This window comes from Micromonospora sp. B006 (assembly GCF_003408515.1).
Classification (GTDB): Bacteria; Actinomycetota; Actinomycetes; order Mycobacteriales; family Micromonosporaceae; genus Micromonospora; species Micromonospora echinospora_A.
Genome location: NZ_CP030865.1, coordinates 5772235 through 5796535 on the forward strand (window position 1 = coordinate 5772235; position 24301 = coordinate 5796535).

At 73.5% G+C, this 24301-nt stretch carries 20 protein-coding genes; 8 read left to right on the forward strand and 12 right to left on the reverse strand.

Features of this window, described 5'->3' with window-relative positions; all coding sequences use genetic code 11:
* The first annotated feature begins 2 nt into the window (after nucleotides 1-2).
* From MicB006_RS25895 to MicB006_RS25910, 4 genes are read left to right on the forward strand one after another with little or no spacing between them, the layout of a single operon-like run.
* Complete coding sequence (locus tag MicB006_RS25895; protein WP_116509621.1) at nucleotides 3-1010, forward strand: SDR family NAD(P)-dependent oxidoreductase; 1008 nt, start codon at nucleotides 3-5, stop codon at nucleotides 1008-1010.
* A 38-nt stretch (nucleotides 1011-1048) separates the two neighbouring features.
* The gene (locus tag MicB006_RS25900; RefSeq protein WP_116509622.1) at nucleotides 1049-2329 is read left to right on the forward strand and encodes an O-antigen ligase; all 1281 of its coding nucleotides are present in this window, start codon (nucleotides 1049-1051) and stop codon (nucleotides 2327-2329) included.
* Nucleotides 2326-3648 carry an oligosaccharide flippase family protein gene (locus tag MicB006_RS25905; RefSeq protein ID WP_116509624.1) on the forward strand — a complete coding sequence of 441 codons (1323 nt, stop codon included), beginning with the start codon at nucleotides 2326-2328 and terminating at the stop codon, nucleotides 3646-3648. The genes MicB006_RS25900 and MicB006_RS25905 overlap by 4 nt, the downstream gene beginning before the upstream one ends.
* A gap of 57 nt (nucleotides 3649-3705) precedes the next feature.
* A complete protein-coding gene (locus MicB006_RS25910; RefSeq protein WP_161565958.1) occupies nucleotides 3706-5055 on the forward strand; it encodes a glycosyltransferase in 1350 nt (449 codons plus the stop codon).
* 46 nt (nucleotides 5056-5101) lie between these two features.
* Here the strand turns inward: MicB006_RS25910 and MicB006_RS25915 are convergent, their stop codons facing one another.
* The 3 genes from MicB006_RS25915 to MicB006_RS25925 are packed head-to-tail and all read right to left on the reverse strand — an operon-like array spanning nucleotide 5102 to nucleotide 8657.
* The gene (locus MicB006_RS25915; protein WP_116509628.1) at nucleotides 5102-6322 is read right to left on the reverse strand and encodes a glycosyltransferase family 4 protein; all 1221 of its coding nucleotides are present in this window, start codon (nucleotides 6320-6322) and stop codon (nucleotides 5102-5104) included.
* Nucleotides 6322-7530: a glycosyltransferase family 4 protein gene (locus MicB006_RS25920; protein ID WP_116509630.1), complete on the reverse strand. Its 1209-nt coding sequence runs from the start codon at nucleotides 7528-7530 to the stop codon at nucleotides 6322-6324. The genes MicB006_RS25915 and MicB006_RS25920 overlap by 1 nt, the downstream gene beginning before the upstream one ends.
* A complete protein-coding gene (locus MicB006_RS25925) occupies nucleotides 7527-8657 on the reverse strand; it encodes a DegT/DnrJ/EryC1/StrS aminotransferase family protein (RefSeq protein ID WP_116509632.1) in 1131 nt (376 codons plus the stop codon). Before MicB006_RS25925 ends, MicB006_RS25920 begins: the two co-directional genes overlap by 4 nt.
* Before the next feature lie 216 nt (nucleotides 8658-8873).
* Here MicB006_RS25925 and MicB006_RS25930 point away from each other — a divergent pair, with 216 nt between their 5' ends.
* Nucleotides 8874-9884: a DUF389 domain-containing protein gene (locus MicB006_RS25930; protein ID WP_116509634.1), complete on the forward strand. Its 1011-nt coding sequence runs from the start codon at nucleotides 8874-8876 to the stop codon at nucleotides 9882-9884.
* Here MicB006_RS25930 and MicB006_RS25935 read toward each other — a convergent pair.
* Together MicB006_RS25935 and MicB006_RS25940 are read right to left on the reverse strand one after the other, a co-directional pair.
* Nucleotides 9847-10281 carry a hypothetical protein gene (locus MicB006_RS25935; protein WP_116509636.1) on the reverse strand — a complete coding sequence of 145 codons (435 nt, stop codon included), beginning with the start codon at nucleotides 10279-10281 and terminating at the stop codon, nucleotides 9847-9849. The two genes, MicB006_RS25930 and MicB006_RS25935, sit on opposite strands and share 38 nt — an antisense overlap.
* A 438-nt stretch (nucleotides 10282-10719) precedes the next feature.
* Nucleotides 10720-13242, reverse strand: a complete 2523-nt coding sequence (locus MicB006_RS25940) for a Tex family protein (protein WP_116511825.1) — start codon at nucleotides 13240-13242, stop codon at nucleotides 10720-10722.
* Between the two features lie 210 nt (nucleotides 13243-13452).
* On the opposite strand from MicB006_RS25940, the gene MicB006_RS25945 reads away from it, so the two are divergent.
* Nucleotides 13453-14907 (forward strand): D-glucuronyl C5-epimerase family protein, encoded by a 1455-nt coding sequence (locus tag MicB006_RS25945; protein WP_161565959.1) that lies wholly within the window; start codon nucleotides 13453-13455, stop codon nucleotides 14905-14907.
* 48 nt (nucleotides 14908-14955) lie between these two features.
* The gene (locus MicB006_RS25950; RefSeq protein WP_116511827.1) at nucleotides 14956-16467 is read left to right on the forward strand and encodes a deoxyguanosinetriphosphate triphosphohydrolase family protein; all 1512 of its coding nucleotides are present in this window, start codon (nucleotides 14956-14958) and stop codon (nucleotides 16465-16467) included.
* Nucleotides 16468-16474: 7 nt separating this feature from the next.
* Here MicB006_RS25950 and MicB006_RS25955 read toward each other — a convergent pair whose 3' ends face one another.
* The 7 genes from MicB006_RS25955 to MicB006_RS25985 form a co-directional block, all read right to left on the reverse strand.
* Complete coding sequence (locus tag MicB006_RS25955) at nucleotides 16475-17119, reverse strand: NeuD/PglB/VioB family sugar acetyltransferase (RefSeq protein WP_116509639.1); 645 nt, start codon at nucleotides 17117-17119, stop codon at nucleotides 16475-16477.
* A complete protein-coding gene (locus MicB006_RS25960; RefSeq protein WP_225980508.1) occupies nucleotides 17116-17817 on the reverse strand; it encodes a sugar transferase in 702 nt (233 codons plus the stop codon). Before MicB006_RS25960 ends, MicB006_RS25955 begins: the two co-directional genes overlap by 4 nt.
* An 85-nt stretch (nucleotides 17818-17902) precedes the next feature.
* Nucleotides 17903-19048 (reverse strand): MBL fold metallo-hydrolase, encoded by a 1146-nt coding sequence (locus tag MicB006_RS25965; protein ID WP_116509642.1) that lies wholly within the window; start codon nucleotides 19046-19048, stop codon nucleotides 17903-17905.
* Nucleotides 19049-19127: 79 nt separating this feature from the next.
* A complete protein-coding gene (locus MicB006_RS25970) occupies nucleotides 19128-20072 on the reverse strand; it encodes an SDR family NAD(P)-dependent oxidoreductase (RefSeq protein ID WP_116509644.1) in 945 nt (314 codons plus the stop codon).
* A complete protein-coding gene (locus MicB006_RS25975) occupies nucleotides 20069-21253 on the reverse strand; it encodes a zinc-dependent alcohol dehydrogenase (protein WP_116509645.1) in 1185 nt (394 codons plus the stop codon). Before MicB006_RS25975 ends, MicB006_RS25970 begins: the two co-directional genes overlap by 4 nt.
* A 72-nt stretch (nucleotides 21254-21325) precedes the next feature.
* Nucleotides 21326-21955 (reverse strand): molybdopterin cofactor-binding domain-containing protein, encoded by a 630-nt coding sequence (locus MicB006_RS25980; RefSeq protein ID WP_225980509.1) that lies wholly within the window; start codon nucleotides 21953-21955, stop codon nucleotides 21326-21328.
* 5 nt (nucleotides 21956-21960) lie between these two features.
* Complete coding sequence (locus MicB006_RS25985; RefSeq protein WP_221453980.1) at nucleotides 21961-23160, reverse strand: oxygenase MpaB family protein; 1200 nt, start codon at nucleotides 23158-23160, stop codon at nucleotides 21961-21963.
* A gap of 166 nt (nucleotides 23161-23326) precedes the next feature.
* Between MicB006_RS25985 and MicB006_RS25990 the strand changes: the two genes are divergently transcribed.
* Nucleotides 23327-24094, forward strand: coding sequence for an SDR family NAD(P)-dependent oxidoreductase (locus tag MicB006_RS25990; protein WP_116509647.1), 768 nt, complete (start codon nucleotides 23327-23329; stop codon nucleotides 24092-24094).
* Nucleotides 24095-24301: the final 207 nt, after the last annotated feature.

Here is a 24301-nt window from a genome sequence, read left to right on the forward strand (position 1 = left end):
CCATGACGGCACACTCGTCCGGCGGCCCGGTGGTGGTGACCGGGGCCGGTGGCTTCATCGGCTCCCACCTGGTCGAGGCGCTCGCCGCCGCGGGCCACCCGGTGCGCGCCCTCGTGCGCTACAACGGCGCCGGATCGCACGGCTGGCTGGACACCTTCGGCCCGGACCAGCTGGCCGGCGTCGAGGTCGTCGCGGGGGACATCCGCGACCGGGGCATGGTGCAGCGGCTGGTCGACGGCGCCCGCACCGTCTACCACCTGGCCGCGCTGGGTGGCATCCCGTACTCGTATCTCGCGCCGCAGTCCTACGTGGACACCAACATCACCGGCACGCTCAACGTGCTGGAGAGCGCGCGGACGGCCGGCGTCGGCCGGGTCGTGGTCACCTCCACGAGCGAGGTGTACGGGACGGCCACCACGGTCCCGATGACCGAGCAGCACCGGTTGCGCGGGCAGTCGCCGTACTCGGCCTCCAAGATCGGCGCGGACAAGCTGGCCGAGAGCTACCACCTCAGTTTCGGCCTGCCGGTGGTCACGCTGCGGCCGTTCAACACGTACGGCCCCCGGCAGTCCACCCGGGCGGTCATCCCCACCATCATCAGCCAGATGGCGAAGGGCGACGGGGTGGTCCGGCTGGGCGCGCTGCGTACCACCCGGGACCTCCTCTACGTGACGGACACCGTGGCCGCGTTTCAGGCCGTCGGCACGGCGCCCGACGACGCTGTGGTGGGCGGCGTGTTCCAGGCCGCGACGGGCCGGGAGACCTCGGTCGGCGACCTGGTCCGCAAGATCGCCGCGATGTTCGGCGCCCAGCCGGAGGTGGTGGTCACCGAGTCCCGGCTCCGCCCGGCGGATTCCGAGGTGGAACGCCTGCTCGGCGACGCCGGCCTGCTCCGGTCGCGGACCGGGTGGCAGCCCGTCACGAGCATCGACGAGGGGCTGAAGGCGACAGTCGAGTGGTTCCTCGATCCGGCCAATCTCGCGCGTTACCGCTCCGACCGGGCGGTGTGACGGGTTCCAAGCTCGGTGCCGCAGGAGGCTCGAACGTGATGGTGATGCAGGACAGCCGCCGGTCGTCGGCGATCGGCACGGTCCGCGGCCCCGGTGGGCCCGCCGGACCGGAGACACCGGTGCGGCGCACGGGTGGTCTCGTCTCGACGGTGCTGCGCGCCACCGCCGTGGTGCTGGTGCTCAACTTCGACCAGTTCCCGCGCATGGTCGGCCGCGGATTCCTGATCGCCGCGGTGGTGCTCGCGGTCCCGTTGCTCCTGCACGAGATCCTCCGGCCGGCCTCGCGGTCCCGGACAGTGATCTTCTGGACCCTTGTGGTCTTCGGCGTCCTCGCCTTGCCGGGGGTTCTGCACCCGCCGGAGACGGACTACGGCCGGCAGAAGTTCCTGCTGCTCATGACGCTGACCGTGTTCGCCACGGCGGCGGTGGCGGTGCTGCGCGGGCGGCGTGACGTCGAGATGTTCGCCGCCGTCTTCGTCCTGTCGGGGGTGGTGCTCGCGATCGCCACGCTCAACGGTGATCCGCAGGAGGGCCGGGCCGACGGCTTCGGCTCCAACCCGATCTGGCTGGCCCGGGCCATCGGCGGTGCGCTCGTCGCTCTCACCTGGCTCTACCTGCGCAAACGGGTGGCGGCGTGGTGGGCGGCGGGCCTGGCGGTGCTCCTCGGCCTCGGTCTCTTGGCGACCGGCTCCCGGGGACCGCTGCTGGCCACCGTGGTGGCCCTCTTCGTCCTGATGCTGGCAGGGTTCCGCCTGAAGATCCGGCGGGGCCGCCGTGAGTGGGTCGGTCTGGGCCTGATGGGCGGCCTGGTGCTCGCCGTCATCGCCCTGCCGTCGCTGCTGCCGCCCCGGTTGTACGCGCTTCTGGTCGATCCGAGCGAGGAGATGTTCGGCACTGCCCGAGCGCAGATGCGTGAGGTCAGCGTGCCGATGATCACGGAGAATCCGGGCGGGGTCGGCTACGGCAACTGGGGCGACTACTCCGGCATGCTCGTGCACAACTATCCGCACAACCTGTGGCTGGAACTGCCGGCCGAGGCGGGCTGGCTGGTCGGCGGGGCCTTCATCCTGGCCACCGTGGTCGTCGCGGCGGGGCTCTGGCGCGCGACCCGGCGTGATCCGGTCGCCGGGTTCGTCCTGGCCGTGCTGGCGTTCAACGTGGTGGCGGTGTCGACGTCCGGGGACGTGAACGCTGGGCGTCCGCTCTTCGCCGCGATGGCCCTCGGTGTGCTCGTGCTGGCCGGGGCGACGCTGCCCGCCGGGGTACGGGCTCGCGCCGGACGGGCGCGGCCGGTCGACCGCCCGGGGGTCGCTGGGTGAGGTGGCGGGCCCGGCTCGCCCTGTCGAGCGGGCGGCGCGGAGTGCTCGGCATCGCCGCCGGGTCGGCCGGCGGTCAACTGCTGGCGCTGGCTGCGGTCCCGTTACTGGCGAGGCTCTACCGTCCGGCGGACTTCGGCGTGCTCGCCGTGGTCGCCGCGCTCGTGGTCACGGTGGGCACGGTGGCCGCGCTCCGGTTCGAGATGGCCGTTCCGCTTCCCGAGCGGGAGGAGGATGCACGCACGCTGGTGCGGCTCGGCCTCGTTGCGGCCGCCGGCACGGCGATCCTGGCATCGACGGTCGTCCTGCTGGCGGGGGACCGGGCGGCGCTCTGGTTCGGTCAGCCCGAGCTGGCCCACTGGCTCTGGGTGGTGCCGCCCTCCGCCGCCGCGATGGGTGTCGTCCTCGTGCTGAACCAGTTCGCCGTGCGGCACCGTCGGTACGGCGCGATCGGCCGGCGCAACCTCTTCCAGTCCGTGGCTGTGGTGGTCACCCAGATCGTGGCCGGGGTGGCGGGGCTTCGCCCCGGTGGCCTGGCGCTCGGCTTCGGGTTCGGTCAGGTCGCGGCCGCCGCGGTCCTGCTCGGGGACGCCCGTCGGCGCGGCGCGAGTGCCCGGGCCGGTCGGCGGCCGCCACGCCTGCTGGCGGTGGCACGCCGGTACCGGCGGTTCCCGTTCCTCCTGGCCCCGTCCGGTCTGCTCAACGTCCTCGGCATGCAGTTGCCGGTGCTGCTCATCGCCTACTGGTACGGCTCGGCGGTGGCTGGCTGGCTGGGGCTGACCCAGCGGGTGCTCGCCATGCCCGCCGCGCTCGTGGCGTCCGCGGTGGCCCAGGTCTACCTGGGGGAGATCGCCCGGATCGCCAGGGAGCAGCCCCGGAGCGGCCGGCGCGCGTTTCTCGACGCCAGCCGGAAGCTGGCCCTGGTCGCGGGTCCCGGCGCGCTCCTCGTGGTGGTCGGCGCGCCCGCGGCCTTCAGCCTGGTCTTCGGCGCGCAGTGGCACAGCAGCGGCGCCTACGCCCAGGCCCTGGCCGTCTTCATGGCAGCTCAGCTCGTCGTCTCGCCGCTGTCGCAGACGCTTGTCGTGTTCGAACGCCAGGGTCTTCAACTCGCCTGGGACGCGGGCCGCGTCGCGCTTGTGGCGGGAGCCGTGTCCGTGGTGGCTCTGACGGGCGGGTCGCCGCTGACCGCGGTGTGGGCGTTCGGGGTGTCCGGCGCGCTGGCGTACGGCGTCGGGTGGCTGATGTCGCTGCGGGTCGCGACGGCGGCCGGCCGGGACCGCGGCCGTCCCCGCCCCGCGCCGCAACTCGTGTCGCAGGGCTGAGGCGTTCGACGCCTTTCGTCATTTCTTGTCTGGGAAGAAATCGTTTATCCCTGCATGATGAACGACCCACGTCCGGAGCCGGCACCGCGCCTGCTGATCGTCTCGTATCACTTCCCACCGGCGGAGACCGTCGGCGCCCGCCGTCCCGCGGCCCTCGCGGCGTTCGCGGCACGGCAGGGGTGGGACGTCCGGGTACTGACCGCGGTCGGGGCGAACCAGGGTACGGTTCCCGTCCCGGTGCCCGAGGAACAACTGATCCGGGTCGCGCCGTCACCGCGGCTGCCGCGGCCCGGCCGCAGCGGAGGCGGTACGGCGACCGGCGGCGGTGGCGGGGCCGCGTCGCGATCCCGGCTCCGGCGGATCCGCACCGGCGCCGACCGCCTCCTGGTGAAGGTCGGCATGGAGCTGTTGCTGCCGGACCCGCAGCTCAACTGGATCCGGCCGCCGGTGCGCGACTTCGACCGGGCCGCCGCCGGCTGGTGCCCGGACGTCATCCTGGCATCCGGCCCGCCCTTCTCCGGGTTCTTGGTGGCCGCGACGCTCGCCCGGCGGTTCCGGGCGCCCTGGGTCGCTGACTACCGGGATCTGTGGTCGGTCGGCAACGACCACTGGGTCCGGACGGCGCTACGTCGAGCTGTCGACAAGAGGCTTGAGCGGCGAGTGCTGCGGACGGTCGCGGCGTGCGTGACGGTCTCGGAGCCGCTGGCCGACACGATCCACCGCACGTTCGGAGTGCGGACGCATGTGGTGATGAACGGCATCGACCGCCGGCCGGTGCCGGCGGAGTCCGCCGCGACTCCCGTCGGCGTCGATGCGTCGGCGGCCACTCTGACGCTCGCGCACACCGGTTACATCTATCCGGGCAGGCGTGACCCGGGCCCGCTCGTCGACGCGATCGCCCTGCTCGGCGCGGACGCCGCACGGGTGCACGTGATCTTCGCGGGGGCGGACCACGGCATCACCCGCGCCGCCGCGGAGCGGGCCGGCGTGGCCGACTCCGTCACGCTGCTCGGCCCGGTCTCGCCGGAGAAGTCGTGGCGTATCCAGGCCGACGCGGACGCGCTGGTCCTGCTCATGTGGAACGATCCGCGGGACGCCGGCACGATGACCGGCAAGATCTTCGACTATCTCCAGGCCCGCCGCCCCGTCCTGCTGCTCGGTTACGAGAACGGCGTGGCCGCACGCCTGCTGCGCGAACGGGGCGCGGGCGTCGTGGCGAACGACCCGGTCGCGATCGCGTCCCAGTTGCGGGAATGGCTGACCGTGAAGGAGCGGACCGGGCGGGTGCCGGCCGTGCCGGCCGCCGCGATGGACGGACTGTTCCGTGAGGATCAGCTCGGCCGCTACCTCGACATCCTCCGGGAAGCCGCAGACGCGGGCGGGCCTGCTCGTCGTCTCGTCCGCTGACCGGTTCCTCCGGCGCCCCGCACCATCAGGTGCGGGGCGCCGGACGTCAGCGTCGGGACGGAAGCGGGGCCGGTGCTCTCCGGCCCACCCGGCCGGCGGCGGTCTCGGCGACGGTCCGGTAGAACGACGCCCGGCGGGCGTCCAGCGTCTCGGCGGAGAAGTCATGGGCCCGGCGCAGGTTGCGGGCCGAGGCTGCCGCGAGCCGGTCCGGGTCGGCAAGCATCGCGGTGACCGTGGTGGCGAGAGCGGCCGGGTCGTCCGGTGGGACCAGACACTCCGGTTCGAGCAGTTCCGGAATGCCACCGGCGGTCGAACCGACAGCCGGGAGCGCCCTGGCCATCGCCTCGATGAGCGCCCGGGGCAGGCCCTCGGTGCGGGACGGCATCACGAACAGGTCGGCCGCGTCCAGTTGGCGGCGGACCGCGTCGGCGTCGGGCAGCGGACCGGTGAAGCGCACCCGGTCGGCCACTCCCGACCGGTCGGCCAACTGCTCCAGCTGGGGACGGTATGCGCCCACGCCGACATGCACGAGCCGGGCCCGGGGGCCGTCGGCGGGCATCAGCGCCAACGCGGAGATGAGCGTGTCGACCCCTTTGTAGAGCTGTTCGAGCGAGCCGACCGAAACCAGTGTCGCCTCGTCCGGGAGCTGCCGGAGCGGCCGGGCCCGCGGCACGAACGCCGCCGGCGGCAGGTCGACGCTGGAGATGCCGGCCGTGGGCGTGGTCGGCAACGTGGGATACCGGAGCTGTAGGCGCCGTTCCGTCTCGTACGCCACCGCGGCGGCCTCGCGGCACTGCCGGCGCAGCGTCCTGGTGGACAGCGTGCGCAGCAGCGGCCGCAGCGGATGCCGGACGACCCCCGGGGCGAGCACGTCGTACGGATCGCCGATCACTTCGAGCGCGTACGGGAGACGGGCCCGGTTCCGTGCCCGCGCCAGCAGCGAGCCGATCGGCGAGGGCACCCGGAGCACCACCGCATCCTCAGGCTCCACCGCGGCGGTCACCGCCGCGGCGATCGCCCGCCGCCCGAGCAGGTAACCCCGTGGCCCGACGTAGTACGGCAACGCCCAGACCTCGACGCCGTCCCCGTCGACCCGGGACGCGGCCGCCGGCGGCTGTGCGACGTCCCGGACCCGGGCGGCGACGCGGACGTTGTCGAAAGCGGCCAGGTACCGCCGCCAGATCGCGTTGTCCGGGCCGGCCTCGACCCACACTGCGCCGTCCGGAGTGCGGCTGAAGCGCGACTCCGACGTCACCACGACCCGCATCAGGCTCTCCCGCCGGTCCGGCAGGCGGCCTCCACCACGTCGGCGACGTCGGCGGCCGCCACCGTGTTGTCGAAGTGCCGCAGCGCGAACCGCTGGGCCCGCTCACCCCGCAGCCGAAGCCGGCCGTCGGTGAACTCCTGGTGCGCCTGCTCCAGCCCGGCGACCAGCGCCGCCACGTCGTTGCGCGGCACCACCCAGCCGGTCGTCTCGTCGACTGTCTCGGGCAGACCGCCAGCGTCGCTGACGATGCTGGGCACCCCGGTGGCGCCCGCCTCGCAAGCGGCACCGTGTCCCTCGGACAGGGAAGGGCTGACGCTCACGTCGGCGGCGCGGTAGCAGTCGCGCACGTCCGACACCGAGGCCAACCATGTGACGCTCGGGTCCCGGTCGATCCCGAAGCGCTGGATCAACTCGCGCCGGTGCTCCTCTCCGGCCGCCGAGAAGCCGGCGCCCACCAGGAGCAGCCGGGCGTTCGGGTGGTCGGCGCGGAACTCGCGCCACGCCGCCAGCAGCACGTCGTGTCCCTTGATGCCACGGCCCTGGTGGACCAGCTTCCGGGGTGGATAGACGTAGGCGACCATGATGACGACGAACGCGTCCTCCTCGATGCCGAGTTCGGCGCGCGCCTTGGCCCGTACCTCCCGCCGGCCGGCCGAGCCCTCCAGGTCGGCGAAGTGCGCGGTCCGGGCGCCGTAGGTGACGACCGGGCGCCGGGGCGCGGGACATCCGAGCGCGCCGTAGAGGCCGGAGGTGTGGCCGGTGCCGCAGATGGTGACGTCGTCGAGCCGCCACAACGCCCGCTCGACCAGCTTGATCAGCGGAGACTCCAGGTACAGCGGCCCGGCCACCATGTGCACCCGGCGCAGCGGCAGGCGCAGGCTCGCGAAGCGGGCGGCGAGCGCTGAGGCGTACAGGTGGTACTTGAGGACGTCCGGGCGGAGCCGGCTGATGAGGCGGCGGAGCCGCCACAGGTCCCGCAGCGTCGACGGCCGCAGCCGGAAGCGGAAGTCGAACGGCGAGTCGTGCACCTCGACACCTCGCCGCCGTAGCTCCTCGGTCAGCCGCCCGGTCTCGCGCGGCAGGACCGCCACGACCTCGTGCCCACGGCGGCGGAGTTCCTCCACCTGCGGGATGATCCAGAGTCCGCCCTGGTCGGTCTTCAGCAGGACGACGATCCGCAGCGGGCTCATGCCCGCGCCGGCCGTCACCGGGCGTCCAGGAACTGCTCGACCGCGCCGACGACCCGGGCGAGGCGGTCGTCGTCCAGGGCGGAGCCGCTAGGCAGGGTGAGACCCTGGGCGAACAGGCGGTCCGAGGCGCCCGTCACGACCGCGCGGCACCCGGCGAACACCGGCTGCCGGTGCATCGGCTTCCACACGTGCCGGGTCTCGATGTCTCGCGCGGCCAGGTGCGCCCCGAGTTCCGCCGCCGACCACCCGGTCCGCTCGGGGTCGACCACGATGCTTGTCAGCCAGCAGTTGGAGCCCTCGTCCCCGTCGCCGAGCAGCCGGACCCCGGGCACGCCGGAGAACAGCTTGGCGTAGCGCTCGCGCAGCAGCCGGCGGCGGCGCATCATCCCGTCCAGCCGGTGCAGCTGGGCCCGGCCCAGCGCGGCGAGCAGGTTGCTGAGCCGGTAGTTGTAACCCACGTCGACGTGCTCGTAGTGCGGCACGGGTTCGCGTGCCTGGGTGGCCAGGTGCCGGCAGCGGGCGAGCAACACCTCGTCGTCGGAGAGCAGCATCCCCCCGCCGGACGTTGTGATGATCTTGTTGCCGTTGAACGACAGCGCGTTGAGCCGCCCGAAGGAGGCGGCGGGACGCCCGCGATAGGTGGCGCCCAGCGCCTGCGCGGCGTCCTCGACCACCGGCACACCAGCCGCCTCGCACACCGGCAGCAGCTCGTCGTAGTCGGCGCAGGTGCCGAACATGTCCGCGATGAGTACCGCAGCGACCTTCTCGCCGGCCCGGCCCAGCCGGTCGAGCATCTCGCCGAGCGCGCTCACGTCCATGTTGCCGGTCGCCGGGTCGCAGTCGACGAAAACGGGCTCGGCGCCGGTGTAGACGGCGGCGTTGGCGGTGGCCGCGAACGTCATCGTCGGCGCCACCACCACGCTCCCCGGCCCGGCACCGAGCGTGAGCAGGGCGAGGTGCAGCGCGGACGTACCGGAGTTCAGCGCCAGCGCGTGAGCCGTCCCGACGCGGTCCGCGACCTCCCGCTCGAACGCCTCCACCTCGGGGCCGAGCGGCGCGACCCAACCCGAGCGGATCGCGCGGAGCACGTAGGACTCCTCCAGGGGCCCGACATCGGGCGGGGACAGGTAGATCCGGGCGGTCATCGAGCCTCCGTCCCCGCAGCGGGATCACGGTCGTGGCAGCGAAGGGTCACGGACGGTAAAACGGGACAACCCGCCGAGGGGTGATGGCGTACGCCGTGTTCGTGCCGAAAAGCACACGATCGTGCCTCGCGACGCCGTCGAGCCGGGAACCGCTGAGCCAGGGAACGAGTAGAGTTCGGCGGCCCTGCCAGAAATCAACGATCAGGGGAGCCACGAGTGCTGCACCTGAGGGTGATCGCGCCGAGCGACCAGTCGTCGGCGGTCGTGGAGCTGCTGGCCGCCGAACCAGGCGTCACGCACCTCGTGGTGCTGCCCGGCGCCGCCCGCCAGCCCGCGGGTGACTACGTCACCTGCGACGTGGTCCGGGAGAGCGCCGACGGCGTGCTGAGCCGGCTGCAGGAACTCGGCGTCGAGGCGCACGGCGCGATCGCCGCCGCCGACGTGGAGCTGACCCTGTCCGAGGCGGCCGACCGGGCCGCCGAGGAGGCCCCCGGCCACGGCGAGGACGCCGTGGTGTGGGACGAGATCGCCGCGAAGACCGGCGAGCAGACGGTGCTCACCGGCACGTTCCTCGCCCTGATCGTGGTGGCCACCATGATCGCCGGGATCGGTGTGCTGCTCGACCAGCCGATCCTGATCGTCGGCGCGATGGTGGTCGGCCCCGAGTTCGGCCCGCTCGCCGCGCTCTGCGTGGCGCTGCTGCGGCGTCAGCCGCGCGTGGTCGGCCACTCGGTGCAGGCCCTGACCGTCGGCTTCCTCGTCGCCATGGCGGCCACCGTGCTGAGCACCTGGGCGCTCACCGCGGCCGGCCTGGTCAGCCGGGACATGCTGCTCGCGGAACGGCCGATGACCGACTTCATCTGGCGCCCGGACGCGTTGTCCTGGGTGGTGGGCCTGCTCGCCGGCGTGGCCGGCATGCTGTCGCTGACCTCGAAGAAGTCCGGGTCGCTCGTGGGTGTGCTGATCTCGGTGACCACAGTGCCGGCGGCGGCGAACGTGGCTGTGGCGTCCGCGTACGGCGTGTGGCACGAGGCGGCCGGCTCCGCCCTCCAGTTGGTGATCAACCTGGCCGCGATCGTGCTCGCCGGGCTGCTCACGCTCGTGGTCCAGATGTGCTGGTGGCGGCACGTCGCCCGGCGGGCCGCGCACGCGGTGCCCCGGCAGCGGGCGGACCGGCCGCCGTCCCCGGTCAGCGCCAGTCGTCGCCCGCGTCGAGACGACGGCTGAGCAGCGTCGCCAGCGGCACCGACTCGCCGTCACGGCCGCCCCGGCCGATGACGAGCGGCGGCGCGCTGGGCCGCGGGTCCGCCCCGAGCAGCCGGGCCCGCAGGCCCGGCGGCACGGTGAGCAGGTAGAAGCGCCCGTCGGTGTCCACCGCGCGGCTGTGCGCCCGGTCCACGTACCAGCCGGTGATCCGCGTGCGGTAGCGACCGCGCCCGTCGTGGCCGGTCGCGGTCAGCCGGTCGGCGCGCAGCCCGCGGCGCAGCGCCTCGGCGGCGAACCGGGCCACCAGCTCCGCGGCCTCCGCCTGCTCGGCCTCGCGTTCGCGGGCGGCGGCCTCCGCGTGCGCCCGCACCGCGTGGCGTCGCCGCTCCCGCCACCGCTCGTCGTCCTCGCCGCCCACGACCGCGAGGGTACGCGGAACCGGTGCCGCCCGGCGCAGAGGCCGTCGGGACCGGGGCGCGCACCGCCGAGGCTGCGGTGATCAAGGGGTTTGTGTCAGTCGAACGCCCCGAACAGCCCACAAACTCCTTGGTCAACACGCGCTTTGGTGAGTGGTGTTCGCGGCTCTGGCAGGCGTGATCCGTCCCTTTCTCGGCGCGCTGCCCCGCCGGGCGTGATCAACTCCAGTTCGCCGAAGTGGTCGTGTCGCGGAGCCTCTGATGCCACCACGTCGGCGAGATTGTGTTGATCAAAGGTGGGGATGCCGCCGGCTCGGCCCGTCCCCGCGGCCGTCGTCCTGCCGGGCCGCGTGACCGCGACACGGGCCGGCACGTCGCGGTTCACCGGCGGGCGCTGCCGGGCTGAGCGGTTCGTGACCTCAGCCCGGCAACGGGACGTGTCAGGCCAGTCCGGCGCGGCGCAGCGCCTCCGCCATGGCGTCGTTGACCGGGGCCGGACCGCCGCCACCGCGCCCCGGCCGCTGCTGCGGGCCACCGCGTGACGCGCCGCCCTGTCCGCCACCGCGCGACGCGCCGCCCTGTCCGCCACCGCGTTGCCCGCCGCCGCCCGAGCCGCCGCGTTGACCGCCTCCGCTCTGCCCGCCGCCCGAGCCGCCGCGCTGGCCAGTTCCGCCCTGGCCGCCGCCCTGTCCGCCCAGGCCCTGGCCGCCCGGCCGGGGACCGGCGCCGCCCCGGCCGCCCCGGCTCTCGCCGCCCGCCGGGCGCCCGCCGCCGGCCGGCGCCTCGTCCTCCAGGCGCAGCGTCAGCGAGATCCGCTTGCGCGGCACGTCCACGTCGAGCACCCGGACCTTCACCACGTCGCCGGACTTCACCACATCACGGGGGTCCTTGACGAAGGTGTGCGACATGGCCGAGACGTGCACCAGACCGTCCTGGTGCACGCCCACGTCGACGAACGCGCCGAACGCGGCAACGTTCGTGACCACGCCCTCCAGCACCATGCCCGGTGTCAGGTCGCTGATCTTCTCCACGCCCTCGACGAACGTGGCGGTGCGGAACTCCGGGCGCGGGTCGCGGCCCGGCTTCTCCAGCTCGGCCAGGATGTCGGTGACGGTGGGCAGGCCGAACGTGTCGTCGACGAAGTCGGTGGCGCGCAGGCCGCGCAGAATGGCGGACTTGCCGATCAGCGCGCGCAGGTCCTGCCCGGTGGAGGAGAGGATGCGGCGCACCACCGGGTACGCCTCGGGGTGCACGCTGGAGGAGTCCAGCGGGTCGTCGCCGCCGGGGATGCGCAGGAAGCCCGCGCACTGCTCGAACGCCTTCGGGCCGAGCCGCGACACCTTCTTCAACTCTGCCCGGGTGCGGAACGGCCCGTTGGCGTCGCGGTGCAGCACGATGTTCTCGGCCAGCCCGGCGCCGATGCCGGAGACCCGGGTGAGCAGCGGCGCGGAGGCGGTGTTGACGTCCACGCCGACCGCGTTGACGCAGTCCTCGACCACCGCGTCGAGCGAGCGGGACAGCTTCACCTCGGACAGGTCGTGCTGGTACTGCCCGACGCCGATCGACCGCGGGTCGATCTTCACCAGCTCGGCCAGCGGGTCCTGGAGGCGGCGGGCGATCGACACCGCGCCGCGCAGCGAGACGTCCAGGCCGGGCAGCTCCTGCGAGGCGTACGCGGAGGCGGAGTAGACCGACGCGCCGGCCTCGGAGACCACCACCTTGGTCAGCTTCAGCTCCGGGTGCCGCTTGATCAGGTCGGCGGCGAGCTTGTCGGTCTCCCGGCTGGCGGTGCCGTTGCCGATCGCGACCAGTTCGACGCCGTGCGCGGCGGCGAGCGTGGCGAGCGTGTGCACTGAGGCGTCCCACTGCCGGCGCGGCTCGTGCGGGTAGATCGTGTCGGTGGCGACCACCTTGCCGGTGGCGTCGACGACTGCGACCTTCACGCCGGTGCGCAGGCCCGGGTCCAGGCCCATGGTGGGACGCGCGCCGGCCGGCGCGGCCAGCAGCAGGTCGCGCAGGTTGGTGGCGAAGACCCGCACGGCCTCCTCCTCGGCCACCTGCCAGAGCCGCATCCGCAGGTCCGCGCCGAGGTGGATGAGGATCCGGGTACGCCAGGCCCAGCGCACTGTGTCGGCCAGCCACTTGTCGGCGGGCCGTCCCTGGTCGCTGACGCCGAAGCGTCCCGCCACGGCGGCCTCGTAGCGGCTGGGGCCGGTGGTCGCGTCGGCGTCCCCGTCGGCCTCCGGGTCCATGGTCAGCTCCAGCACGCCCTCCTTCTCGCCCCGGAACATGGCGAGGATGCGGTGCGAGGGCAGCTTCGGGTACGGCTCGGCGAAGTCGAAGTAGTCGGCGAACTTCGCCCCGGCGGCCTCCTGACCCTCGCGTACCCGGGAGACCAGACGGCCCCGCGACCACATCTGCTCGCGCAGCGTGCCGATCAGGTCGGCGTCCTCGGCGAAACGCTCGATCAGGATGGCCCGCGCCCCGTCCAGCGCGGCCGCGGCGTCCGCGACGCCCTTGTCCGGGTCGGCGAACCCGGCGGCGACGGCCTTCGGGTCCTGCGTCGGGTCGGACAGCAGCGTGTCCGCGAGCGGCTCCAGCCCGGCCTCGCGGGCGATCTGCGCGCGGGTGCGCCGCTTCGGCTTGTAGGGCAGGTAGATGTCCTCCAGGCGCGACTTCGAGTCGGCGGCGAGGATCTGCGCCTCCAGCGCCTCGTCGAGCTTGCCCTGGCTGCGGATCGACTCCAGCACCGCCGCGCGCCGCTCGTCCAGCTCGCGCAGGTAGCGCAGGCGCTCCTCCAGCGTGCGCAGCTGCGCGTCGTCGAGCAGGCCGGTGGCCTCCTTGCGGTAGCGGGCGATGAACGGCACTGTGGCGCCGCCGTCGAGCAGCTCGACTGCTGCCCGCACCTGACGTTCGGCGACGCCGAGTTCCTCGGCGATCCGCTGGTGCACTGACTGGGTCACGATCTGATCCGCCTTCTCGGGTGGGTTCCCGTGCATTCTGCCGTCCCGGTGCGACGACGGCGTCCGCGCCCGCCCTCGCCCGGCGGGGGATCCGCGACAGTCACGAATACTCATGTTATGTGCGTCTATTCCACGCATGATGAAACGAGGCTGGCAAAAGCGACAAGCGGTTGCTGGGATGGGGGGCACACTCCCGACCTTGGAGGTCCCATGAGGATCCGCCTGTCCTGGCGCGTGCCGGTGGCCGCGGTGCTCGCCCTCGGCCTGGCGGGGACGCCGGTGACCGGTGCGGCGGCCGCCCTCCCCGAGCGGAGCGCGACGCTCACCGCGTACGCCCGGGACGGCTACCTGCCGCGCCCGCTGCCCGGCTCGGTCTCACCGACCTCGCGGCAGATGACAGTCCCGCGGACCGACCCGCTGGCGCACGACGCCTCCGGGGTACGGCTCTTCAACTGGCAGGGCGTCCTCTACGACCACCCGGTGGTCCAGGCCGACTGGGGACTGGACAACCTCAACGCCTACCAGGTCACCGGTGACCGCTTCTTCCTGGACCGGGCGATCGCGCAGGCCCGGCGGAACCTGGACCGCAAGGTGGAGTCCCGCGGGGCGTGGTGGTACTCGTACCCCTTCGACCTGCCCCGGTGCACCGGGCTGGTGCTCCAGGCGCCCTGGTACAGCGCCATGGCGCAGGGGGAACTGCTCAGCCTGTTCGTCCGGCTGTACGAGGTGACCGGCGACGCCACCTGGCGTACGGCGGCGGACCGCACGTTCCTCAGCCTCACGCTCGGACCGCAGCTCGGCGTGCCCTGGGTGAGCTGGACCGACACGGACGGCTACCTGTGGCTGGAGGAGTACCCGGACAGCCCGGGGGTGCGCGGGGAACGGGTCCTCAACGGCATGATCTACGCGTTCTACGGCGTGTACGACTACTGGCGGATCACCCGGGACAGCCGGGCGGTGAGCCTGATGGACGGGACGGCCACGACGGTGCGGCGGTACGTGCCGGTCACGCTGCGCGTCCCGCAGTGGGCCAGCCGGTACTCGGTGGGCTGCGCCCGTTCCTACCCGAGCTACCACCAGGTGCACACCCAGCAGATGCTCGCGCTGCACCGGCTGACCCATGCCGGCGTGTTCGCCGCGTACGCCGACGTGCTGCGCGCCGACTATCCGTACCCGCCGGTCGACGGCATAGTGTGGTTCGGCCCCGGATCCCACGTCGCCTACCAGTTCGACGCCGCCGGCCGGATCGTCGCGCAGAAGTCGATCAATCTGATCCGGTTCTCCACCGCCACCGCCGACCAGCGCGTCCGGGTGACCGGCCGGGGCGTGTACTACCGCATGGCCAACGGAGTGTTCGCCGGCATGTTCGTCGCGGAGGACGCCCAGAACCGGTGGCTCGCCGGGAAGTTCGTCGAGCACACGTACGCGCCCACCCGGCTGCTGACCGTCGAGCCCGGCACCTACACCGGCTACGCCTACGACAGCAGGTGGCAGGTCGTCGGGTCCAAGACCGTCACCTTCCCGCGCACCTCTGGCGCGCCACTCGGCGCCAGCGCCTGGGTGAACGGCCGCCTGAGTTACCAGGTCACCGCCGGCACCTATCTGGGTTACTGGCTGCCGGCGGCTCCCGGTCTGGTGCTGGGGGACGCGCCCTTGCTGCCCTAGGCACAGGTCGTGGCGCGCCCGACGCGTCGCTGCGCTAGCGTGGCGATCATGGAGGCACCTGCGGACCCGCGGGCCCGGCGGCTCTTCGGGGGCAGCGCCCGGGCGCTCGGCGACCTGGCCGCCGGCCCGTTCCGGGCCGACCGGGACCGGATCGTCGGCTCGCCGTTCTTCGCCCGGCTGAACGGTGTCACCCAGGTGATCAGTCCCGGCGGATCGGGGCTGCTGGTGCACAACCGGCTCACCCACAGCCTGAAGGTCGCCCAGGTGGCCCGGGCGATCGCGGAGCGGCTGACGGCCGATCCGGCGTACCGGGACCTGCTGGACAAGCTCGGCGGCTGCGACCCGGAGGTGGTGGAGGCGGCCGCGCTCGCGCACGACCTCGGCCACCCGCCGTTCGGGCACCTGGGGGAGCGGGTGCTGGACCGGCTGGCCCGGCAGCGGCTCGGGCTGGCCGACGGCTTCGAGGGCAACGCCCAGTCGTACCGGATCGTCACCAGCACCGAGATCCGCGGCGCGGCGACCACCGGGCTGGACCTGACCGCCGCGGTCCGGGCCGCGATGCTGAAGTACCCGTGGACCCGGCTGGACCACCCCGACCCGCACCCGCGGCACCTCGAGCCGGCGCCCCGGGGCGCGGCGGCGCCGCCGGAGGACCCGGAGAGCGGGTCGGTGAAGTTCGGCGCGTACCGCACCGAGCTGGACGACCTGCGCCAGGCGCGGGAGCCGTTCGCCGGGCGGATCCCGGACTGGCAGCAGACCCCCGAGGCGTCGGTGATGGACACCGCCGACGACATCGCGTACGCGATCCATGACGTGGAGGACTTCTACCGCGTCGGGGTGCTCCAGCAGGGCGCGGTGGCGGCCGAGCTGATGGCCTGGCAGCGCGAGTACGGGCACCTGCGGTCGATCACCGCGCCGGCGCTGGAGGGGGCGGGCCGGCGGCCGGGAGCCGCGATCGAGCGGTTGCGCCGGCAACTGCACCGCAAGGACGGCTGGATCGCCGACGACGAGGCGTTCGCCGCGGCCGTCGAGCACGTCCGCGAGGAACTGGTGGAGGGTCTGCTGGCGCTGCCGTTCGACGGCTCGATCGAGGCGGAGCAGTACGTCGCCCGGTTCTCCGCCCGCTGGACCACCCGCTTCGTGGACGCCATCACGGTGACGCCGGAGCCGCACGTCCGCTCCGGCTACGTGCTGCTGACCAAGGCGCAGTGGCACGAGGTGCAGGTGCTCAAGTTCGTCCACCACCGGTTCGTGCTGGCCCGCCCGGACCTGGCGCTGCACCAGCGCGGCCAGGCCCGGCTGCTGGGCACGCTGGTGGAGGCGCTCTGGGAGTGGCTGCTGGACCCGGACGAGGAGTCCCGGCTGCCGCGCCGGCTGCACGACCTGGTCGAGCTGGCCGAGGCGGAGCTGCACCCGCGTACCCCGGACCGGATCGGCCGGGCCCGGGGCCGGGCGATCATCGACTTCGTCGCGCAGCTCACCGACGGCCAGGCGGTGGCCATGCTGGACGCGCTGTCGGGCCGCTCGGGCGCGCTCTGGACGGACGCCTTCGTGCTCTGAGGACCGCTCAGCGGGCCGGCACTCCCTTGACCACGCTCTCCGGCGGCACGTCGCGCACCACGCACGCCCCGGCGCCGACCGTCGCGCCGGCGCCGACCCGCAGGCCGGGGAGCACCACCGCGCCCGCTCCGATCAGCGCGGCGCTGCCGAGGCGGCAGTCGCCCGACACCGCCGCGAGCGGATGCAGGGAGACGTGGTCGCCGACCACGCAGTCGTGCGCGAGCGTGGCGTTCTGGTTGACGTGCAGGTGCCGTCCGGCGGTGACGTTCGTGGTGATCCGGCCACCGGCGAACACCACGAGGCCCTCGGCCGACACCAGGTCCGGGCCGACGGTGGCGTCCGGGTGGACGAGGCTCGCCACCGGCCTGCCGTACGTGTCGACCCGCGCGCCCACCTTCTGCCGGACGCGCGGGTCGCCCAGGCCGAGGACGACGTGGGTCTGCGGCGGTAGTTGCCCGAGCGCCGCCACGGTCCCCAGGTAGGGCGCGCCGCACGACTCGGCGCGCTTGCGGTTCCGCTCGGAGGGGTTGTCGTCGACGAAACCGGCCAGCCGCCACGGCGGCCGCGCGGAGGACTCGTTGACCGCCGCCACGATCTGGGCGATCTCCCGGCCGTGGCCGCCGCACCCGACGACGACGAGGTCGAGGGTCACCGGGAACCGCTTCCCGCGGTCGCCGCCACCGCCTCTTCCGCGGCGGTGCCACGGAACTCGTGCGCGGTGGCGGCGCCGGGCGCGCTGATGCCCTGTCGCCGCAGCACCGCGACCGCGGTCCGGGCCAGGATGCGGGCGTCCAGCCGCAGGCTCCAGTGCTCCACGTAGCGCAGGTCGTAGGCGAAACGCTCCGCCCAGCCCAGTTCGTTGCGGCCGTTGACCTGCGCGAGCCCGGTGAGGCCGGGCCGGACGTCGTGCCGGCGGAACTGCTCCGGCGTGTAGAGGTCGCGGTAGCTGGTCGGGAACGGGCGCGGGCCGACCAGGCTCATGTCGCCGCGCAGGATGTTCCAGAGGCTGGGCAGCTCGTCCAGGCTGGTGGCCCGCAGCCACCGCCCCAGGGGCGTCAGCCGTGCCTGGTCGTCGCCGGGGGAGAAGCCCTCGCCGCCGCCCGCCATGGACCGGAACTTCAGAATGGTGAACTCTCGGCCGTACCGGCCGATCCGTCGTTGGCGGAAGAGGACCGGTCGGCCCATGCCGAGCAGCACCGCGACCGCGACCACGGCCAGGATCGGCGCCGTCACCAGCAGGGCCGTCGCCGAGACGGCGACGTCGACGCCCCGTTTGGCGGCGGCGGCGACGCCCGTCGGCGGGGTGGGTGTGCGGGGGTCTTCCACGCCTGGGGAGAGGCGAACCTGCATGCTGTCCTCCGGCCGCTGACTCGTCAGCGAACAGAGTACGCAAATATGCGCAGAAGAATGCCTTGTCCGATTTTTTCGGCGTGGCTCAGGCGACCGACTGCCACCAGCCGTCGACCGCCGGCGGCTCGTCGACCACCACCCGCTCGCCGGGACGCGGCACGGCGAGCCGGACGTCGCGCGCCTTCGCCTCGGCCCAGAGCCGGTTCACCGGCTCGGACCAGTCGTGCAGGGCCAGGTTGAACGTGCCCCAGTGCACCGGCACCAGCAGTCCGCCGCGTACGTCGAGGTGGGCGGCGACCGCCTCCTCCGGGAACATGTGGATGTGCGGCCACGCCCTGTCGTACGCGCCGATCTGCATCAGCGTCACGTCGAACGGCCCGTGCTCGGCGCCGATCGCGGCGTACCCGTCGAAGTAGCCGGAGTCGCCGGTGTAGAAGACCTTCCGGTGCGTGCCGGTGATCGTCCAGGAGCTCCAGAGCGTGCCGTCGCGGCGCAGCCCGCGCCCGGAGAAGTGCTGCGCGGCGGTGGCGGTGAGCGTCAGCCCGCCGACCCGGTGGCTCTCCGACCAGTCCAGCTCGACGATGCGGTGCTCGGGCACGCCCCAGCGGGCCAGGTGGGCGCCGACGCCGAGCGGCACCACGAACGGCGCGGACTGGAGATCGGCCAGCGTGCGGACGGTGTCCATGTCGAGGTGGTCGTAGTGGTCGTGCGAGATCAGCACCGCGTCCAGCGGAGGCAGGTCGGTCAGGCGGACCGGCGGCTCGTGGATGCGCCGCGGGCCGACCAGCCCGGACGGGGAGCACCTGTCGCTCCACACCGGGTCGAGCAGCACCCGCTGCCCCTCGATCTCGACGAGCGTGGAGGCGTGGCCGTACCAGATCACGTTCAGTTCGCGGGCCGGGTCGGCGGCGGGCGCGGCGCCGGGGCGCAGCAGCGGCACCGGGCTGCCCGGCCGCCGCTTCTGCTTGCCGAAGACCAGTTCCCGGAGCAGGTTGCGGCCCGGGTCGGCGACCATGGTGGCGCTGGCGCCGGCCGGGTTGTGGAACGTGCCGTCGCGGAAGCGCGGTGACCGGGCCGCCCGTTCCGCCCGGGCGCCGGTGAGCCGGCCGCCGAGCTGGGCCGGTACGTCCCGTGCCGCCCAGGCCAGCCCGGCCACGGCGGCCAGCCCGGCGAGCTTCCACACCCGCCCGCCGCGCGTCCGGTCCGGCCCCTGCCCCGTTGCCTGCCGCATGCTCGTCCCTCCGCCGTGTCCCGCCGTACACGGTAACCACCCCTGGCGCGCTCCGCCGCTCCGACCGGCACGGCGGCGGTCAGGGCAGCCGGCGCCGCACCGCCGACGCCACGCCGGCCGCGCGCCCGCCGGCCGCGCGTACCAGTTGTGACACGTCGGGCACCCATCCGCCCCGGACCGCCTCGCCGGCCGGGTTCGGCGTGAACACGATGCCCCGGTGGGCGGCGACCGGCTGCCGGGTCAGTCCGGCCAGGCGCATCAGCGGCCCGACCAGCACGTCGTACACCCCGGGCAGGGCGGTGAAGCCGACGCGCATGATCACGTTGAGCCGTCCCACCGAGACCTCGCGGCGGGGCCGGTCGAGGCATCCGGCGATGGCCCGGGCCACCCGTTCGGGTGCGGCGACCGGTGGTGGCGGCCGGCCGATCCGGCCCAGGTAGTTGGCCGCCTGCCGGTAGACGGGTGTGTCGACGCTGCCCGGGTTGACCAGGCAGATCGCGATGCCCGGTGTCTCCCGCGCCTCCTGCTGGAGCGTGCGGGCCAGCCCTTGCAGGCCCCACTTCGCCGCCACGTAGCCGCTCATGTAGGGCGCGGTGATGTGCCCGAGCACCGAGCCGGTGAGCACGAGCGTGCCACCGCCGGCGGCCCGGAACCGGAGCAGCGCCTCCCGGGCCACGGCCGCGGCGGCCAGCAGGTCGGTGCGGACCACCTGCTCGAACACCTCGGCCGGGGTCTCGTCGAAGCGGCCGTAGGACATCACCGCGGCGGTGTGCACCCAGGCGTCGACGCCGCCGTACTCGGCCTGCGCCGCGTCGGCGAGCGCGGCCACCGCGCCGGGCTCGGTCACGTCCATCGGTACGGTGATCGCCGCCGCGCCCGCGGCCCGGCACTCCTCGCGCACCTCGGCGAGCGTGGTGGGGGAGCGAGCCGCGAGGACCAGCCGGTCCCCGCGGCGCGCCAGTTCCCTGGCGGTCGCCCGGCCGATCCCGCTGGTCGCGCCGGTGACGACCACCGTCCGGGTCACGGCGCGAGCACGACCTTGACGCAGCCGTCCTCCTTCTTCTGGAACATCTCGTACGCCCGCGGCGCGTCGGTCAGCGGCAGCCGGTGGGTGCGAAGGTCCTCGACGCCCAGCGGGTCGTCGTCGCGCTCCAGCAGCGGGATGATGTCGTCGACCCAGCGCCGCACGTGGCACTGGCCCATGCGCAGCTGAATGCCCCTGTCGAACATCTCCATCAGCGGCATCGGGTCCTGCTCGCCGCCGTACACGCCGGCGATGGACACGGTGCCGCCGCGCCGGACGGCCTTGAGCGCGGCGTGCAGCACCACGAGCCGGTCCACGCCGGCCTTGTCGGTCATGGCCTGGGCCAGCTTGTCCGGCAGCAGCCCGGCGGCGGTCTGGGCCATCTTGCCCAGCGGCGCGCCGTGCGCCTCCATGCCGACGGCGTCGATCACCGCGTCCGGGCCGCGCCCGTCGACCAGGTCGATGAGCGTGCCCGGTACGTCGTCGAGCTGGCTGACGTCGAGCACCTCGATGCCGTGGCGCCGGGCCATCTCCAGCCGCTCCGGCACCAGGTCCAGCCCGATCACGCGGCCGGCGCCCAGGTGGCGGCCGATCCGGGCGCTGAACTGCCCGACCGGGCCGAGCCCGAACACGGCGAGCGTGCCGCCGGGCGGGGTGTCCGCGTACTTCACGGCCTGCCAGGCGGTGGGCAGGATGTCGGAGAGGTAGAGCCAGCGCTCGTCCGGGCCGCTGTCCGGGATCGTGATCGGGCCGAACTGGGCCTGCGGCACGCGCAGGTACTCGGCCTGGCCGCCGGGGATCGAGCCGTACAGCGAGGTGTAGCCGAACAGGGACGCGCCCTTGCCCTGGCTCTTGACCTGCGTGGTCTCGCACTGGGCGTAGAGCTGCCGCTCGCACATCCAGCACGAGCCGCAGGAGATGTTGAACGGGACGACCACCCGGTCGCCCTTCCTGAGCCGGGTCACGCCGGATCCGACCTCCTCGACGATGCCCATCGGCTCGTGCCCGAGGACGTCGCCGGGCTTCAGGTACGGCCCGAGCACCTCGTACAGGTGCAGGTCGGAACCGCAGATGGCGGTCGAGGTGATCCGGACGATCGCGTCGGTCGGCTCCTCGATCCGGGGGTCCGGGACGTCCTCGACGCGAACGTCCCGCTTGCCGTGCCAGGTCAATGCCTTCATGCCCGTATGTCCCCTCTCCGGTGCCGTCCATGGGACTGCTACCCGGCAGGGGACCGTTGAATCGGCTGCCGATCATCGTGACGCGACGTCGACGGCCACGGCGATCGTCCTGGTGGTGGCCGCCGTGACGGCGAGGGCGCCGATGTCGAGGCGGCGGCCGGCGCCGTCGGTGACGGCACCGGCAGCGAGCCGCAGGCCGGCGACGGGCGCGCCGAGCGTCGCCGACGCGGCCTCCAGCAGCCGGCGGCGGGCCACGGCCGCGGCGACCCGCACGGGGGTACGGATGGCCACGGCCGGCCCCGGTCCGGCGCGCCCCCCACCGGCCGCCGGTCGTGGGCGCGCGTCGGCCGGTGGGACGCGCACGCGGCGGCGCGGCAGGGACAGCTCCTCGGCGATCAGCTCGGCGGCCGAGCCGTCGCCGCCGTGCCCGATCCGGCCCGGCGGCAACGTGAGCGACACGGTTCCGTCCGGGCCGACCTCGACGGAGATCAGTTCCGCCGCCGGCAGCGCCGTCGCGGTCAGGACGTGGCCGAGGCCGAGCAGGCCGGTCACGTCCGGCGACGGCAGCCGGGCGGCCCTCGGGTACGCCGCCGCGAGTTCGGCCGCGGTGACGAGGACCGGCGCGGCCAGCACGTACCCGAGGAACCGGGGGACGGATGCGCTCGTCGTGGCCCGCGCGGTGCGCAGGTGAGCCGGGGACACGGTGCTCAGAACTCGCGGTTGCCCAGCGGGATCTCGATGTTGATGGACTGCCCCTCGGACAGGAACAGCAGGGCCAGCTTGCGCAGGAACTCGTCGAAGAGCCAGTAGCACTCCGGCGCGAGCGGGAACGGCAGCAGTGCCTCCCGGACCGCGATGAACGGGCCCCAGCTCGTCCGCAGCAGCGTGTCCCAGAGCAGGTCGCGGGGGATCTGCAGCCAGTTGGCGATCTGGTTGCCGAGCATGAACCGGGTGAACGAGCCGAGGATCGGCTTGCTCAGCAGCCCGGCGTCGATCTCCTTGCCGAGGCCGAGCAGGATGTCCGCCAGCGCGTTGCCCTCGCGGGTGGGCGCCAGCACCGGGTCGAGGACCTCGGCGGCCTGGGCGTTCGCCTCGCTCCAGGAGGCGGGAATGTACTCGTCCTTGATGCCGAGCATGTGGGCGGCGACCTGCCACAGGTGCAGGAACGCGGCCGACTCGGCGGCGGGGATCGGGACGCGCCAGTCGGTCAGCTTCCGCATGACCGTGGTGGGCAGGCTGTGCCAGGTGACCATGAGGTCCCGCTGGCTGATCGGGATGTCCTCCGGCGCGACCTCGGCCCAGTCCGGCGACTGCGGCAGGAGGTGACGGACGCCCGCGTGGGCCAGCCGGGTCTTGACGGCGGTCACGATCATCGAGCCGTCGGGCTGGTAGGCGTTGGCGGTGCCGATGTCGTACCCGAGCTTGGCGGTCTTGGAGATGCGGTCCTTCATGTCCGCGCCGCCCTTGGAGTAGTAGACGGCGCGGGCCTCCTTCGGGATGACGGTGCTCATCATGCCGCTGGCCAGGCCGTACAGCACGCCGAGGTAGAGCCCGCGCTTCTCGTTGAAGCGCACGGCGGTGGCCAGCTTGCCCTGGTCCACCCAGGACGGCAGCACGCGCGCGCGTTCGATGAACTGGCGTACGTCCGCCGGAAGGCCGGCCGGCAGCGGCTGACCGTTCTTCGTCCACGTCCGCAGCAACTGGTTGACCAGTGGCGCGTCGCCCCGGTCGAGGAGCGAGGCGACGAGCGGGTCGGCCTCCTCGTCCCACACCCACCGCGGGTCGACGCCCGCTCCGGCTCCGGCCACCGAGCCCTGGGGCGACCAGGTCCACGCCGACCTGGCCTGGGCCGGCGCGGCGACGCTCAACGCGCCGAGCGCGCCCAGCGCCCCACCGGCTTTCAACATCTTGCGCCTGCTGACTGGTTCCACGTCCACTCACTCCTCGGGGGTCGAGGCCGCTGATACGGTGAAACAAATGTTGCGCCCGTGTATCACATGAGAGCACGCCGTAACGGTGTCCACAAGGCTCACGGTGACAACTGTCGATGGATCAAGTAGAGGGGAGTCCACCGTGGCGGTGGTCGGAGAAGCGCTGTCGGGCAAGGTCGCGTGGGTGACCGGGGCGAGTCAGGGCGTCGGCGCGGCGATCGCCGAAGGGCTGGCGCGGGCCGGCGCGTCGGTGATCCTCCAGTCCCGGCGCGCGGACGCGCTGGCCGCGGTGCGGGACCGGATCGTGGCCGCCGGCGGCACGGCCGAGGTGGTCGCCGGGGACGTCGCCGACGAGTCCGCCGCCGACGCGGTCGTGGCCGTGGCGCGGCAGCGGTGGGGGCGCCTGGACGTCCTGGTCAACAACGCCGGCATCAGCCCGGCGCTGCACCGCAGCGAGCGGCTGAACCTCGCGGACTGGCAGCAGGTGATCGACACCAACCTGTCCGGGGTGTTCGTCTGCGCCCGCGCGGCCGGCGCCGTCATGATCGAGCAGGGCGCGGGCAGCATCGTCAACATGTCCTCGGTGCACGGTCAGGTCGGCTTCCCGCGCCTGGCCGCGTACAGCGCCAGCAAGGGCGGGGTCGAGCAGCTCACCCGGACGCTGGCGTTGGAGTGGGCGGCGGCCGGCGTACGCGTCAACGCCGTCGCGCCCGGCTACCTGGAGACTCCGATGACGGAAGGGCTGCGCGGCCACGAGCAGTGGTCGAAGCGGCTGCGCGAGCGCATCCCGATGGGCCGGTTCGGCCGGCCCGAGGAGGTCGTCGGAGCGGTGCTGTTCCTGGCCTCGGACGCGGCCGGCTACGTCACCGGCAGCGTGTTGCACGTGGACGGTGGCTGGACCGCGCAGTGACCGAGGGCGCCGCCCGCGTGGTTAGCCGGCGTTCTCCCCGTGGGCGCGCATCCGGTCGCGATGAGCACGTATCGACCGCTGCTTCTTCCCAGGAAGTTAACCCTCGTTTACAGTGCTGCCATCGGCTGCGGAGCCCCGCGGCACCACGGCGAGGGGTGCGGCCAGCCCTGCCACCACCAGGCCCGGTTGCGTGCGAAGGAGAACTCC